The following is a 14,842-nucleotide window of genomic DNA, read 5'->3' on the forward strand; positions in this document are numbered from 1 at the left end:
TGTGGAGCACGTAGTCGGTGAATTGGGCCGGGGTCATGTGGTTGCCTTTAATATCCTCAATGTTGGACGCTTCAAGCTGGCCGCTGCAGCCATCGGTAGTGCCGAGATTGCCTTGGAAGTCGCCTTGAAATATGCCGGCGAGCGTAAGCAGTTTGGCGTTCCCTTAAGCTCCTTCGGTGCAATCCAGGCCAAATTCGCCGAAATTGCTACCCAGGCTTATATGGCTGAGAGCGTTGTCTACCGTACTGCCGGGCTAATGGAAGAGGCCTGCAAAGATCTTGATGTTACCGGGGACTGCCGCAAGGAAGCCGGCAAAGCCCTTGAAGAATATGCAATTGAATGCTCCTTGAACAAGGTTCTGGCCTCCGAGGTTCTGGACCTAGCGGTAGATGAGGGTGTTCAGATTCACGGTGGTTACGGCTTCATTGCCGAATACCCGATTGAGCGCATGTACCGGGATTCTCGGATCAACCGTCTCTTTGAAGGAACTAACGAGATCAACCGCCTACTCGTACCGGGAACTTTACTGAAGCGGGCTATGAGCGGCGAGCTTCCCCTTTTGGCAGCTGCCAAGAATGTTAGCAAAGACCTTATGTCAGCAGGCTTAGGCTCGGAGGAAGACGGATTAAATGCTCTTCTGGCTATGACCCAAAAGGCCAAGAAGCTCTGCTTAATGGCAGCCGGTATTGCGGCTCAAAATTTGGGCATGGAGCTTAAAGACAATCAGTATGTTCTGATGGGCTTAGCGGAAATGGTTCTGCAAGTCTATGCTATGGAAAGCGGTGTCCTCCGCGCTTTGAAGGTACAGGATATGGACGTCACGGACGATCACAAGCTCTTTGTGGAAAAGGCCGCTACTTTGGGCGCCTACAGTGCCATGAATATCCTGGAGCAGCATGCTAAAGAAGTTATTTGTGCGGCGGAGCAAGGAGACTCCTTAAGCACGGTTATGGCAGGAATGCGCAAGCTCGTTCGCCGTCCCAATGTTGATATGATTGGACTTCGCCAAGAGATCGCCAAGATGGTAGTTGAAAAGGGTAAATATCCCATTCGTTAAGGGGAGAAAAAGCAATCTTAGGGGGCAAAATCGGATAAGGGAAGCGAGCTTAGGAACTTTTTGAGCCTAAGCTCGTTGTCCACCTCTTGCCGGACCAGAGAGAGAAGTCCGGCTATGTAAGGGGAAAACAGACCTTTTAAAAAATGGAGGATAAAACATGTCAATTTGGGTGGAAGAATACCGCAAGAAGTTAACCACTCCGGATAAGGCGGTTGGGGTAGTCAAGAGTGGTGATTGGATTGTTTATTCGTATGCGGCCAATACCTTGCCGGTACTCGATATGGCTTTAGCGCAGCGTACACCGGAACTCCGTGATATTCAGCTCTTGGCCGGAGTTAGTATGCGCCCCCATGCCGTTGTGAAAGCCGATCCCAGAGGGGAGCATTTTACTTGGGATTGTGTGCATTTTAGTGCTATCGACCGTAAGTATTATGAAATGGGTCGGGCTTTCTATGTTCCCTTAAGATATTCCGAAGCGCCACGTTACATCCTGGAAAACGTCAACCGCATAGATGCTCTCATGGTCCAGGTCAGCCCTATGGATAAGCATGGCAACTTCAATTTGGGTCCGACTATTTCGCATTATCCGGCTTCAGCGCAGAAGGCAAAAGTAATCATTGTGGAAGTCAACGAGGATATGCCCATTGCTCATGGGGGTTATGGCAATTATCTACATGTATCTGAAGTGGATTATATCGTGGAAGGCGGTCATACCGGAATGCCGCTGATTCCCAGCACTCCGGTTACAGATGTAGATAGGCAAATTGCTCAGTATGTTCTCGATGATCTGCGGGATGGGGACTGTATCCAATTGGGAATCGGGGCCATGCCCAATGCCCTTGGACAAATGATTGCAGATTCCGATCTTAAGGATCTGGGAGTGCATACTGAGATGTTGGTAGATAGTTATGTAGACATGTGGGCAGCCGGGCGGATTTCCGGACGGAAAAAACAAATCGACCGGGGGCGGATGGTCTACACTTTTGCCGGTGGAACCCAAAAGCTCTATGATTTTATCGATAATAATCCCCAAGTAGCCGGATATCCTGTGGATTATACCAATGACCGCTTTATTGCCAGTCGCAACGATAATTTAGTTTCAATCAATAACGCCTTAGAAATCGACCTATCAGGACAAGTTTGTTCGGAAACCATCGGCCCGCGGATGATCAGTGGTGCCGGGGGACAACTGGATTTCGTAGACGCCGCTTATAACTCAAAAGGCGGACGTAGCTTTATCTGCATGGAATCAACCTTTACCGATGCGGAAGGGAAGAAGCATTCCCGAATTCGCCCCCTATTGACAGAAGGTGCAGTGGTCACCGATACACGTCCTATGGTTCAATATGTAGTAACCGAGTATGGAAAAGTAAACCTCAAAGGAGCTACAACCTGGCAGCGTGCAGAGCGCTTAATTAATCTTGCTCATCCGGATTTCCGTGAGGAGCTTATTAAGGAAGCAGAAAAACTTAAAATTTGGCGAAGAAGCAATAAGTAGAAATCGATACTACGATCTTTCGCTAAAGTTAGTTATTAGAGGAGGTTGGCTTATATGCCCGCCACACGGGAAGTATTTTGGAATATAGATGGTCACCTTTGGCTCTACTTATTTGCGGTGATTATGCTCGTTATTTTTATCAATGGGGTATATCGGCGTCTCCGGCTGTGGAAAATGGGACAACCGGAAAACCGGTGGAAAGAAGGCTGGCAAGGAATTAAAGATATTTTGGTCTATGGCTTCGGACATAAAAGGATTCTCAAAGACTTGACTCCCGGGGTTATGCACCTTTCAATTCTCGTAGGATTCATTTTTCTGTTCTTTGCTACGGCAATAATCACCTTGAAGGCAGATTTTGGACTTGACCTATTCAAAGGGGCACTCTATCTTTTTATTAAGATCACTAGTAACCTCTTTGGCCTCTTAGCAACCCTTGGGGTAATCTATCTATATTATCGGCGCTATATCAAGCGTCCTGATCGTTTGGATAATAAGTCCGATGATGCTATAGCCTTATCCTTAGTTTTTGCCATCCTAGTTACCGGCTTCTTTATCCAGGGTGTGCGGATGGCCACGGGACATGATCCTTGGGCAATCTACGGCTTTGTAGGATATTGGATGATCGGGCCTTTGCAGGCTATTTTCAGCCAGGCCGAACTTCTTTCCCTGCATAAGTTCCTCTGGTGGTTCCACATGTTTCTGGCCTTTGCCTTCATCGCGTATCTTCCCTATTCCAAGCTCTTTCATATCTTTTTGGGACCCTTGAACCAATTTTTCCGCAAGCGGGGTCCCATCGGTGTGCCGGAGCTCATCGATTTTGAAGATGAATCCCTAGAGAATTACGGGCTTAGCGAATTTAAACAGCTTACTTGGAAAGCCTTATTTAACACAGATGCTTGTATCCGCTGCGGACGTTGTCAGGAAAACTGTCCGGGTTATGCCAGTGGCAAGACTCTGAATCCGAAAAAGATCATTCAAGATATGCGCATAAGAATGGAAGAAGAGGGTCAAGCCCTTGCGGAAGCCAAAAAAGCACTCAAACAAGGTGGCAAAGTGGCTGCCGCGGAAACAGCCGGTACCGTAGATGGCACAGTGGCCTTAGAATTACCACCGGGGCGGGCTTTGATCGGGGAAGTAATTGCCGAAGAAGACATTTGGGATTGCACCACCTGTCGTTCTTGCGAAGAGCAGTGCCCAGTATTTGTGGAACATGTGGATAAAACCGTTGAAATGAGAAGAAATCTGGTACTCATGGAATCCCGCTTCCCCAGTGAAGCCCAGTTAGCTTTCCGGAACATGGAGAACAACGGTAATCCCTGGGGAATAGGTTGGAACAATCGGGCCGAATTCCTGAAGGGCTTAGATGTTCCTACTATGGAAGAGAATCCCGAAGCGGAAATCCTCTACTGGCCGGGGTGTTCAGGGGCCTTTGATGCCCGCAATCAGAAAGTGGCAGCGGCTATCGTCAAACTCCTAAGGGAAGCCAAAGTGAATTTTGCCATCCTTGGCAATGAGGAGAAATGCTGCGGTGATTCCGCCCGAAAGTTAGGTAATGAGTTCCTCTATCAGACCTTGGCTACAGAGAATATCGAGGTCATGAAGGGCTATGGAGTGAAGAAAATCCTTACTCAATGCCCTCACTGCTTTAACCTCTTGAAAAATGAGTATCCACAGCTGGGTGGTAATTTTGAAGTGATCCATCACACCACCTATTTGCAGGAGCTCCTGCAGAAGGGGCGGCTCCGGATAAAACCGGCAAAGGATGGAATAGGTGAAAAGAATCTAAAGGTTACTTATCACGATTCCTGCTATCTCGGACGCTACAACAAGATCTACAGTGAACCACGGGAACTTCTGCGTATGGCCGGTCTGAATATAGTTGAAATGCCAAGACACAAGACGAAAGGCTTCTGTTGCGGTGCCGGTGGCGGACGGATGTGGCTGGAAGAGCATGGGGGTCAGCGCATCAACGAGATGCGGACCGATGAAGCATTGGCGACGGGTGCAGATATTGTCGGCACTGCTTGTCCCTTCTGCCTGACCATGATCAATGATGGTATTAATGCCAAAGAAGCCGCCGAACAGGCAAAAGCTTTAGATATTGCCGAAGTCCTTGCCCAAAGAATTTCGTGAATAACGGGGACAGCGTTGGTTGCTCCTTATCCACCGTGAAATTTACGATTAGCCAAAAAAGAGACGGTCATGGATTCATGACCGTCTCTCCCTTAAATTCCTTCACACTGATCACATTTCACTGAGTAAATTTCACCATCTTTGCCCGAATAGCTAATGACTTTGTGACATACAGAGCAGACCACTTGAAAAGGATATTTTACCTCTTGCCCCTCTTTAATTTGTGGTGATTGAGGGGAATAAGGTGATTGAGGTGAAGTTTGCAAAGCCATCGAAGTGAGTCCTCCTTAGGGATAAGATATTGACTTATTGTACCATAGATTACAAGCAGACACAAATTGACAAACCTGGTCATATTGAATGAATGAGTTTAGTTATTAAAAAGCATATTCGGATAAAGTATAAATTATTTCAATGAGTAAAAAAGTTACTATAAATTGAGGGGAAGAAGTTTAGAGTAAGGTAGAGGAGATTTGAGGGGGAGATGATTATGGACTTAAGAGAGATTGCTCCGGATATTTTTTGTCTTAAGGTATCAGTGAATCTAAGCGAAGAAGATGTTAACCTATACATTTTCCGCGGCGAGGTTCCCACCTTGATTGATACGGGGACAAATATCCCGGAAGTATATCAAACGATCCAAAGAGCCTTAAAAGAATTAGGCATCCAACGCTTAGAGCAGGTTCTGCTGACTCATTGGCATGTTGATCACGCCGGGGGTGCGGATAACTTAAGAAAAGACGGTGCCCGGATTTTAATTAGCAACCGTGATTATGAAGAATGGGTAGATTTTTACAGCGGCAAGACTTTCGATGTCTTTGGTAAGCATGCAGAAGATTTTTGGGGAGTACCCCAAGAACAATTGGCATCGATCATAAAGTATAACAAAAAGCTGATTTACCTTACAGGACTACCCGATGAAGTCGAGAAAATCGAGATCGGGGCAGTGATTCAAGCCGGAAACAGTAGACTCAAAGCTATATTTACTCCCGGACATACTGCAGGGCATCTTGCTTTTTATGAGGAAGAGCTGGGGATCCTTTTTTCCGGGGATTTTCTCCTCCCGGATGTGGTGCCCTACCCGGGAACCTGGCTGGAAAAAGGAAAAGTGGTTAGTGGCTTAGTAAGTTACATGCGGGCCTTGGACCGGGTAGAAAACCTCGGTGCAAAAGCCTATTTTCCCGCCCATGGAGTTTCCCGCAGGACACCGGCAGCCCGCTGTTACGAATTGCGTAATCAAATACTCAGACAGGCGGAACGCCATACCCCCAAAGAAACAATCTATGAAGGAGGACTTGAGCTAGGCAAAGGCAAGTTTAATCCCGTTTCGATTTTCATTCACATGCATTATGTATACGGCTGGGAATCCCTAAAAGCCAAATAGCCATGGGGACTTTTTCATGCGGCACATCGGCAAAATTATATAGGATAACTGTAGGGAACTGCTCTGGGGCAATTCCCTACAGTTTTTAGCATGTCAATAAGGGTTGTCAAGGGGACGGGGGTGTTGACACACGCAATTAGCTACCTTTGAGGGCGAGCTCAACTAAATGTCCGGAATGCTTTTCAGAAGAAAAGTGGTATACTAAAACGGTGATCGAAATCCAACCATTTATTGAGTCATCAAGATTAGGTACAATAGATCGAAGAAGTTAAAGCGCAAATTTTCGAATCAGGTGGAAAGAGTATGATGAGCAAAGTGTTAACTAAAACTCCAAATAACAATAAACCCAAGGGAGGAACCTACCGCAAGGCCAATATGGCCCTAGGTCTTTCTGCCCTTGGCTTAATAGCCGCTTATCCTTTTCAGAACTATTTTTGGGGAGGCCTTTTAACCGGTGGCTGTTCCGCCGCTTTAGTAGGGGGCCTTGCCGATTGGTTTGCCGTTAAAGCACTCTTTCGGCGTCCTTTAGGGATTCGACCGGGAAGAATCTTCCGTACCGAGATTATCCCCAGGAATCGGGAGCGGATATTTCAAGCTCTCACCGATATGGTAGAAAAGGAATTACTTTCGCAAGAGGCTTTAAAAAGTAAGTTGGTGACCTATGATTTTTCGGCACCGGTCCTCAAGGCCTGGGATACGCTTGGGCAAGAACGGATGCAAGCGGTTTTGACGCAACTGATGCTCCAGTTGCAACCATCCCTTAGTTTCATACTTAAGGATGTAGAACAGCAAAGTGAGTCTCTATTGAAGCAAGATATTTTTGAGGAAAAGCTTAGACCCTTTGTTGGTCAGGCGATTCTTAATATACTGGAAAGCGACGAAGGGCAGAAGGCCATTGAGACGGCGACCAAAATTCTCACCTCTTGGCTACAAGAAGTCGAGGTACATCTTTGGTTAACTCATTGGCTGGCTAACTCTATCGAGCGTTATATCAGCCAACATCCTTCCCGGCGTTTTTTAGTGATGTTTTTACCCGAGCCGGCCAAGTTGGCTTTAAAAGTGCAAACCCAAATCGCTGACTATCTAAGTGAAGAATCTACCCTGGAAGAAATCAGGGAATGGTTAAAAAAAGAGGCTAAGAGCTTATCCCATCGTCTGGAGAGTCTCGATAAAGACGGGGATGAAGACGGGGCAGGAGAAGTGGATAGAGATAGTGATACAGATAGTGATGCAGATACAGATAGAGACAGTGATAGAGATGTGGAAATCGATAGGGATGACAGCATTTATAGCCATAGCCAAAAAGCTAAATCACGGATTATATTGCTTTTTAGCAAGGTCATGGCAAAGTATTTAACGGCTTATTCCCAAAAGCTCGATAATCCGGAAAGCCCCCAGGAACTGGGACAGTGGCTGCTTAGAAGAACAGAAAGCCGGATGCATTTACTTAAAGAAAGCCCCGAGCAGCGTGAGCAGTTTAATGTCCAAGTACAAGCTGTACTGACCCCTTTAATTGAAAACAAGCATCAGAAGATCGGCCGAATTGTTCATGAAGGCTTAGAGAAATATTCCAATGAAATGCTTGTGGAGCTAATCGAATCCAAAGCCGGGGACGATCTCCAAATGATCCGGATTAACGGCTCAGTAGTGGGAGGCTTGGCTGGGATAATTATCTATGTTATTAGTATATTACTTTATTGAAAACAATAGCTGAAAAAGTTGCTATTGGGTCAAGATCTTTTCCGGAGAAGTCTTAGAGACGGCAAGTTCATCGGAAAAAGTATCTTTAACGTATCTTTAACGTATCAGGCATCGCGGAGGACTTTAAATAAAGGAAGACTGGATATCTATAAGTGTCCTAAACGATGCGAAGGAACTTATCCCTGAGGAGGATGGGCATGAACTACCGACGTAAAGCTAATATAGTCTTGGGTAGCGTATTTTTAATTTTTATTTTTGCCGCTTGGTTAAGATACCTTTGGCCAACTCACCAGGGGATTCATTTTTTCTTTTTTATCAGTGAAGCCGCTTTGGTGGGTGGAATTGCCGATTGGTTTGCGGTAACGGCTCTCTTTCGCCGACCTTTGGGCTGGCCTTATCATACTGCACTTATTCCCCGCAATCGGGATAAGATGACCGAGGGCGTTGTTGCGATGGTACAAAATGAACTGCTTAGTGAAAACCTTTTGCGCCAAAAAATCCAGGGCTTTGGCTTAAGCTCTTGGCTAATTAATAAGGTCGAAAGATCAGGTGGAGTACCTTATATCACAGAAAAGCTGAGTTGGCACTTAGTGAATTGGTTTAAAAGATTGGATATCCCTGTGGCTTCCCAAAAACTGGGACATATGTTAAAGGATAAAATTATGGTCACCGGTCTAGCTAAACCCTTGCTGGCTAAAGCCCGTGGTTTCTTGAACACACAGGAATTTGATCTGCTATTGGACCAAGGAACCGAAAAAGCTCTGGACTATGCCACCCAGCCCGCAGCTCGGGAGATACTGGTTCAAATCCTTGGACAAATCCAAGAAAAGCAAGTGGGTAACAGTGGAAGACTGCAGAAAACCTTTATGGGATTTTTCCAGGTAACCGATGGCATCAATCTGGATGAGGCTGCCGAAGCCTTGCAAATTGAGCTGATTTTACATTTAAGAGAATTGCATAATCCTCACCATTCAGTCCGCGGCCAGCTGAAGGAAATCCTCGCCGATAAGATTACGGCTCTGGAAGAAGATGTAAATGCCTTAAATGCTATTGAAAATTGGAAAAGTACCTTTATCACAGAGGATAAACTAGAACATCTTGTATCAATCTGCTTGGAACAGGTCTCAGCCTCCTTACGAGAAGGCAACCTGCCCTCCGGTCAGGAGCTCACGACCCTACTGGAGCCCATCCTTGAAAAATGGTGGTCAGAATTTAAGGAGGACCAAGGGCTTCAACAAAACTTGGATAAGTTAATTCAAGATTTCTTGATACAAGCCTTGCAAAGCGAGCATGCAGTCATTGGCCAAATCGTCCGGGAAACTCTGCAAAGCCTTAATGATGAAGAGCTCAACCGTTTTGTAGAAGATAAAGCCGGCAACGACCTCCAATGGATCCGTATCAATGGCTCCTTAGTGGGTGGCATCGTCGGGGCTATTCTTTTTGTGATTCTGAATTATGGGTATAGTTCGTTGTTGGAGTTAATATGGTAAATGTAAGAAAATCTCATTGACGGAGAAAAGCCGATAGTGTTATAAATTAATAGTACCGACCGAACGGTCGGTTCTGAAAAAAAGACAGTGGACAAAAGCTTATTAATTGGAAAAGGAAAAGGAAAGGGATAGTAAAGGTAAAAGATAGCAAAGGTAAAGGATAGTAAGGTATAAAGATGGTTAGCAAAAAGGACCTAAAAAAACTTATTAATTTAGGGTAGGTGATTATAAAAAAAGAAAGTCACTACATAATGTTGGTATGAAACCTAGGTTAATGCTGTCGAAACGGAGGTCCCACTAATTGGCTAAAGAAGAAAAACGCATCGAGATTCTTAACGCTGCTCTCAGAGTAATTTCCGAGCAAGGCTTTGAGAGGGCGAAGATGGAGGATATCGCCAAAGAAGCGGGAGTAGGCAAAGGAACAATTTATGAGTACTTCGCAAGTAAGAATATCTTAGTTACGGAGATGCTTCATTACTGTACTAATTGTTTCAGAGAAGGATTAATTATTAACCTTGCGGAAGGAAACTGCATACAAGAGAAATTACGCAATTTCTCGAACTATTGTGCAGAATTCATTAACTCTCACGCCCTTATCATGAACTCACCCGTGGTCCATCAATCCTTTCCGCTAGAAACAAAGGAGCAGTTGAAGAGAGATTGGAACTCTATCTTTGAGATTCTTGAGGATGAGGTGAAGAGTGCCATTCGGTCCCGGGAAATTCGCTCTAACATTGATCCGGAGATGGCAACCTCAGTGATTATTGGCGGCCTGAACCAATATACCATGAGGAAACTCTTTGACGATCATCTAACTCCTCAAGAAATAGACCATGATAGAATCGCCAAATTAATCCTTACGGGGCTTATTTGGTAAGCAATTTTTTCCGAATTTATGTTTAAAAATACCTGTAGGTCAAGATACTTCGCTAGCGCTCAGTAGGACAGGGCCCATAACATCGGGTTATTCTGAACGCAGTGAAGAATCTTGTTCTTAGGCGAAAGTTATTAGTATAGTTTTATATAATCATAGTAATTAGATTTTTAACTAATTTTAAAGGGCTAAGCCCAAATGGAGGATTATAACTTTATGAAATCAGGGTTTCGCAGATTATCAAGTCTCTTAATACTCAGTTTAGCCTTAATTAGCACCGGGTGCAGCTCTCAAGGAACCAAGACGGTCGTTGAAGAAGAATCCTACATACCTATTGAAACTCAATCGGCTGCAACTAAAACCTTGGTCGAAAGTGCCATATTCAGTGGTAAAGTTCTCTCTGACCAAGAGGTCTCAGTCATCCCCAAAGTACCGGGCAAAGTCACCAATATTAGCGTAAAAGTAGGAGATAAGGTCGAGGCAGGTCAAGTGCTATTCACTATGGATACCAGTGACCTGCAGTCATCCCTGGATTCAGCTGCTATCGGTGTACGTAGTGCCGAGATCAATTATCAAATGACCAAGGATTCCTTGGACACGGCAAAAGAAAACCTAGAGCGCCAGCAGGCTCTTTATGAAGCGGGCGCAATATCCAAAGTGCAGCTGGAAACTACTGAAAACCAAGTGGCTTCGGCGGAAAAATCGCTACAATTAGTGGAGGTCCAGGTGGAGCAGGCTAAGAACGGCTTGGCCCAAGCTCAAAAAGCGATTAACGATATGACGGTGACAGCCCCGGTCGGCGGAAATGTTTCCGCTCTTAATGTAGTGGTAGGACAAATGGCTTCTCAAGCTATGGCGGCGGTTACTATCACTCAGCTGGATTCTCTCTACGTTTCCCTGAGCGTTCCGGAAAACATCGTTAATACCCTGAAAGTAGGGCAGGAAGCTACCGTCCTTGTCAATTCTGCGGGGGAGAAAGAGATAAAAGGCACATTAACCAGCCTTACCCCGGCAGCCAATCTTCAGACCAACCTTTACCCAGTCGAGGTGGCTATTGATAACTCCGAGAACCTGGTCAAGCCGGGCATGTTTGCCAAAGTCGAGATTCCCACTCTAACCAAAGAAAATGTCCTTGCCGTCAATAGCGAAGCAGTTATCTTGAAAAACGGAGAAACAATAGTCTTTGTTGTTGAAGAGGAACGCGCCGTTGCTAAAAAAGTAAAGTTTGGCCTAGATACCGGGGCAGAAGTGGAGATTCTCAATGGTTTACAAGCAGGTGAACAAGTTATTGTTAAAGGCCAAACCTTAGTTGAGCAAGGAAGCAAGGTCAAGGTGGTAGGGGGTAGTGAATCTTGAAATTAGCGGAAACCTCCGTCAAACGTCCTGTCACGATTATTATGACCGTCCTAATTGTCATTCTCTTGGGAACGGTCTCCCTAACCCGGCTTCCGATTGACCTTTTCCCGGAATTTGAGCTTCCTATGGCCATAGTAATGACCAACTATTCGGGAGTAGGCCCTCAAGAAATTGAGAAGCTTATCACCAACCCTATAGAGGGAGTAGTATCCTCGGTAGAAAATATTGATTCGGTAACCTCAACCACCACGGAAGGCTCTTCCATAATTATGGCCTCCTTTAAAACCGGTACCGATATGAATTTCGCTACCCTGCAAATGCGGGAAAAGATAGATATGATCAAATTCGCCTTGCCCGAAGGGGCAAGTACGCCCATGGTACTTAAACTGGACATCTCCATGATGCCGATCATGCAGCTGACTATGGCCTCGGATAAGGCAGACCTAGCTCAATTGCAAGCTCTAGCTGAGGATGAGGTCAAGCCCAGGATTGAGCGGGTAAAAGGGGTCGCCTCTGTGTCCGTCAGCGGTGGTTACGAGAATCAGGTGAAAATCAAAACCCACCAAGAAAAAATGCAGGGCTATGGGTTAAGTATTAGCACCTTATCGAGCATTCTTGCTGCTGAAAACCTTAACTCACCCGCCGGGGAGGTGCGAAAGGGGAACCAGGACTTAACCATCCGCACTACCGGTGAATTTCAGTCTGTTGAAGAGATCAAGAACCTTCTTATCCCACTTAATAACGGAGGGCAGGTCCGCTTAAAAGATATCGCCGATGTGGAGCTGGGCCATACCGATCTTACCACCATATCCCGTACTAACGGCTTACAAAGTGTCAGCATCGCCATCCAAAAGCAATCCGGCGTTAACACTGTAGCCGTGGCCGAGGATATTACCAAAGCCATTAATAAATTAAAACAAGACTTTCCGGATCTGACCTTGGATACGGTCTATGATGAATCAATCTACATCAAGGAGACCATTAATACGGTTTTCCGGGAAGCTATCCTCGGCGGCCTTTTAGCTATTGTAGTTTTGTTTGTATTTTTCCATAACCTCCGCACCACTTTTATCACGGCCACAGCTATTCCTATTGCCGTTATGGCCACCATCGCCTGCCTGTATTTCCTGGATGTCACCATTAATATGATGACTTTGGGCGGGCTAAGTTTGGCCATGGGGCGGCTCGTGGATGATAATATCGTTGCTCTTGAAAACATTTACCGATACCGGCAGTCAGGTCACTCTAAGTTTGAGGCAGCGGTCAAAGGGGTCTCGGAGGTGGGAATGGCAATTACCGCTTCAACTCTGACTACCGTAGCCGTATTCTTGCCAATCGTCTTTGTTGAGGGAATCACCGCAACCCTCTTCCGGGATTTGGCTCTCACAGTAGGTATTTCGTTAGGCGCATCTCTCCTAGTCTCTTTAACCTTGGTGCCGGCTTTATCTGCGAAGATCATGAAAGTCGGGGAAATTCCGCAAGGACGGAAGGGGCTAAAGGGACTCTTTGATAGCTTCGGACGAGGCTTTGATAACGGCTTCGGCAGAGTTGAAAAGAGTTATAAGCGCTTCCTCCACTATGCTCTTGGCCACCGGAAAACTATCGTTATCGGTTCCATAATTATTTTTGTTCTTTCCGGAGCCACCACAGTCTTTTTAGGAGCGGAATTCATGCCTGCTTCCGATGCCGGACAGCTTACGGTCAGTGTAAAATTACCCGAGGGAGCAGAGTTGGAAGATACGGATGCAGTCGTGGGCGAAGTTGAAAAACAACTGGAAGGCATCAGTGAGGTTCAAACTGCTTTTGCTCAAATCGGCTCGGGAGGGACCATGTCCCTTGGCGGTACTGCAGGGAATACGGGATTCGTCATGATTCAGCTGGTTCCCTTAAACGAGCGCAATCGCAGCGTCAATGAGGTTGCGGAGGAGCTTCGTGCCTTAGTTAAGGACATTCCCGGTGCCAAAATTCAAGTCACTGTTACCGATATGATGTCTATGGGCACCACAACCCCCATTGACATTACCATTAAAGGAGATGAACTGGACCGGCTTCAACAGATCGCCACCGATGTTCAGACTATGGTCGCTTCCGTAGAAGGAACACGTGAAGTAAAAACCAGCATGGGGGAAGGAATTCCTGAGGTTCAAGTAGTGATAGATAGAGAAAGAGCCTCTAAATATGGACTTACCGCCTACCAGATCGCCAATGGCTTAAAAGGAACACTTTCCGGTACCACTGCCACCAAATATCGTTATGAAGGAAAAGAGATCAATGTGGTAATCGCCGGAGATGATACCTTTAAGCAGTCCATCTCCAACTTAGAACAAACTCCTATCACGTCGCCGATGGGCATTAGCGTCCCCTTAAGTCAGGTTGCGGAGGTTACTATCGCTCGCGGTCCTATAGCTATTGAACGATCTGATCAAGCTCGGGTGGTTCATGTCACAAGCGATATAGTAGGGAGAGACCTCGTCAGTGTCACCGGCGATATCCAAACCAAGCTAAATGCTTACATCCTGCCCAATGGCTATACTTACGAAATGGGCGGGGAAAACAAGGAAATGGTTAAGTCTTTTCAAGATTTAGGGATGGCCTTGTTATTGGCGATTGTCTTGGTTTACATGATCCTGGCGGCTCAGTTTGAATCCCTAATCCATCCTTTTACCATCATTTTCTCCTTGCCCATGGGCTTTTCCGGGGGAATGCTCGGACTCTTCATTACCCGCAGCTCCATCAGCGTACCCGCCTTCATCGGGCTTATTCTTCTCACGGGTATCGTGGTAAGTAATGCCATTGTTTTGGTTGACTATGTCAATAAACGCCGGGAGATGGGGGATAACCGTGAGGAAGCTATCGAGATTGCCGGCCCCACCCGTTTGCGCCCTATCATTATGACCTCCCTAACCACAGCTTTAGGCCTTATCCCCATGGCCCTCGGCATGGGTGAAGGTTCGGAGACTATGGCTCCCATGGCTATTGTAGTTGTGTTTGGACTTACCCTGTCTACCATTTCCACCCTCATCCTTGTCCCCGTGATCTATACCATTAATGAAGACGTGAAGAACTTCTTCAAAAGAAAGGGCAAACGAAAAAACAAAACAGTATCCATCCCCACCGAGGTTCAAGCGTAATGAAACAAGGGGACAGGTCCCTTGTTTCATACGAATCTTCAAGAAATATCTTGCTGTAATAATAGCAAAAGGAGGGCTAGGCCCTCCTTTTTGTGTAGGGGCGGAGCCCGCTCCACCCCTACATTTTATTCTTCTTTCTCATACTTACTCAACTGCAGCTCCACTTTGCGCAGGTGTTCATAAGTTAACCGGCGGGCCATCTCCGCGTTTTGATCCCG

Annotated in this window: 10 protein-coding genes and 1 pseudogene; 9 read left to right on the forward strand and 2 right to left on the reverse strand. The window is 46.1% G+C overall.

The window, feature by feature from the left end:
- The 3 genes from AC1U9U_RS11040 to AC1U9U_RS11050 form a co-directional block, all read left to right on the forward strand.
- A partial coding sequence (locus tag AC1U9U_RS11040) for an acyl-CoA dehydrogenase family protein (RefSeq protein WP_479960619.1) occupies positions 1-1,057 on the forward strand: 1,057 nt, incomplete at its 5' end.
- 157 nt (positions 1,058-1,214) lie between these two features.
- Positions 1,215-2,555, forward strand: coding sequence for an acetyl-CoA hydrolase/transferase family protein (locus tag AC1U9U_RS11045; RefSeq protein ID WP_479960620.1), 1,341 nt, complete (start codon positions 1,215-1,217; stop codon positions 2,553-2,555).
- 54 nt (positions 2,556-2,609) lie between these two features.
- Entirely contained in the window at positions 2,610-4,688 is a 2,079-nt protein-coding gene (locus AC1U9U_RS11050) for a heterodisulfide reductase-related iron-sulfur binding cluster (protein WP_479960621.1), read from the forward strand.
- 92 nt (positions 4,689-4,780) lie between these two features.
- Here the strand turns inward: AC1U9U_RS11050 and AC1U9U_RS11055 are convergent, their stop codons facing one another.
- Complete coding sequence (locus AC1U9U_RS11055; protein WP_479960622.1) at positions 4,781-4,960, reverse strand: hypothetical protein; 180 nt, start codon at positions 4,958-4,960, stop codon at positions 4,781-4,783.
- A 218-nt stretch (positions 4,961-5,178) separates the two neighbouring features.
- Here AC1U9U_RS11055 and AC1U9U_RS11060 point away from each other — a divergent pair, with 218 nt between their 5' ends.
- The 6 genes from AC1U9U_RS11060 (at position 5,179) to AC1U9U_RS11085 (ending at position 14,624) form a co-directional block, all read left to right on the forward strand.
- The gene (locus AC1U9U_RS11060; RefSeq protein WP_479960623.1) at positions 5,179-6,072 is read left to right on the forward strand and encodes an MBL fold metallo-hydrolase; all 894 of its coding nucleotides are present in this window, start codon (positions 5,179-5,181) and stop codon (positions 6,070-6,072) included.
- A 303-nt stretch (positions 6,073-6,375) separates the two neighbouring features.
- Positions 6,376-7,773, forward strand: coding sequence for a DUF445 family protein (locus AC1U9U_RS11065; protein ID WP_479960624.1), 1,398 nt, complete (start codon positions 6,376-6,378; stop codon positions 7,771-7,773).
- Between the two features lie 197 nt (positions 7,774-7,970).
- Positions 7,971-9,263: a DUF445 domain-containing protein gene (locus AC1U9U_RS11070; protein ID WP_479960625.1), complete on the forward strand. Its 1,293-nt coding sequence runs from the start codon at positions 7,971-7,973 to the stop codon at positions 9,261-9,263.
- 301 nt (positions 9,264-9,564) lie between these two features.
- Entirely contained in the window at positions 9,565-10,140 is a 576-nt protein-coding gene (locus AC1U9U_RS11075; RefSeq protein WP_479960626.1) for a TetR/AcrR family transcriptional regulator, read from the forward strand.
- Between the two features lie 213 nt (positions 10,141-10,353).
- Entirely contained in the window at positions 10,354-11,493 is a 1,140-nt protein-coding gene (locus tag AC1U9U_RS11080; RefSeq protein WP_479960627.1) for an efflux RND transporter periplasmic adaptor subunit, read from the forward strand.
- Positions 11,490-14,624 (forward strand): efflux RND transporter permease subunit, encoded by a 3,135-nt coding sequence (locus AC1U9U_RS11085; protein WP_479960628.1) that lies wholly within the window; start codon positions 11,490-11,492, stop codon positions 14,622-14,624. The genes AC1U9U_RS11080 and AC1U9U_RS11085 overlap by 4 nt, the downstream gene beginning before the upstream one ends.
- A gap of 125 nt (positions 14,625-14,749) precedes the next feature.
- On the opposite strand, the pseudogene AC1U9U_RS11090 reads toward AC1U9U_RS11085, so the two are convergent.
- Positions 14,750-14,842, reverse strand: a pseudogene (locus AC1U9U_RS11090) (GntR family transcriptional regulator); the annotation flags it as partial.

Source organism: Desulfitobacterium sp. (assembly GCF_982384815.1).

Bases quoted from the DNA above. Each gene is read 5' to 3' on its own strand.
- AC1U9U_RS11055 (WP_479960622.1), bottom strand. From the start codon at position 4,960: ATGGCTTTGCAAACTTCACCTCAATCACCTTATTCCCCTCAATCACCA.
- AC1U9U_RS11060 (WP_479960623.1), top strand. From the start codon at position 5,179: ATGGACTTAAGAGAGATTGCTCCGGATATTTTTTGTCTTAAGGTATCA.
- AC1U9U_RS11050 (WP_479960621.1), top strand. From the start codon at position 2,610: ATGCCCGCCACACGGGAAGTATTTTGGAATATAGATGGTCACCTTTGG.
- AC1U9U_RS11080 (WP_479960627.1), top strand. From the start codon at position 10,354: ATGAAATCAGGGTTTCGCAGATTATCAAGTCTCTTAATACTCAGTTTA.
- AC1U9U_RS11065 (WP_479960624.1), top strand. From the start codon at position 6,376: ATGATGAGCAAAGTGTTAACTAAAACTCCAAATAACAATAAACCCAAG.
- AC1U9U_RS11070 (WP_479960625.1), top strand. From the start codon at position 7,971: ATGAACTACCGACGTAAAGCTAATATAGTCTTGGGTAGCGTATTTTTA.
- AC1U9U_RS11045 (WP_479960620.1), top strand. From the start codon at position 1,215: ATGTCAATTTGGGTGGAAGAATACCGCAAGAAGTTAACCACTCCGGAT.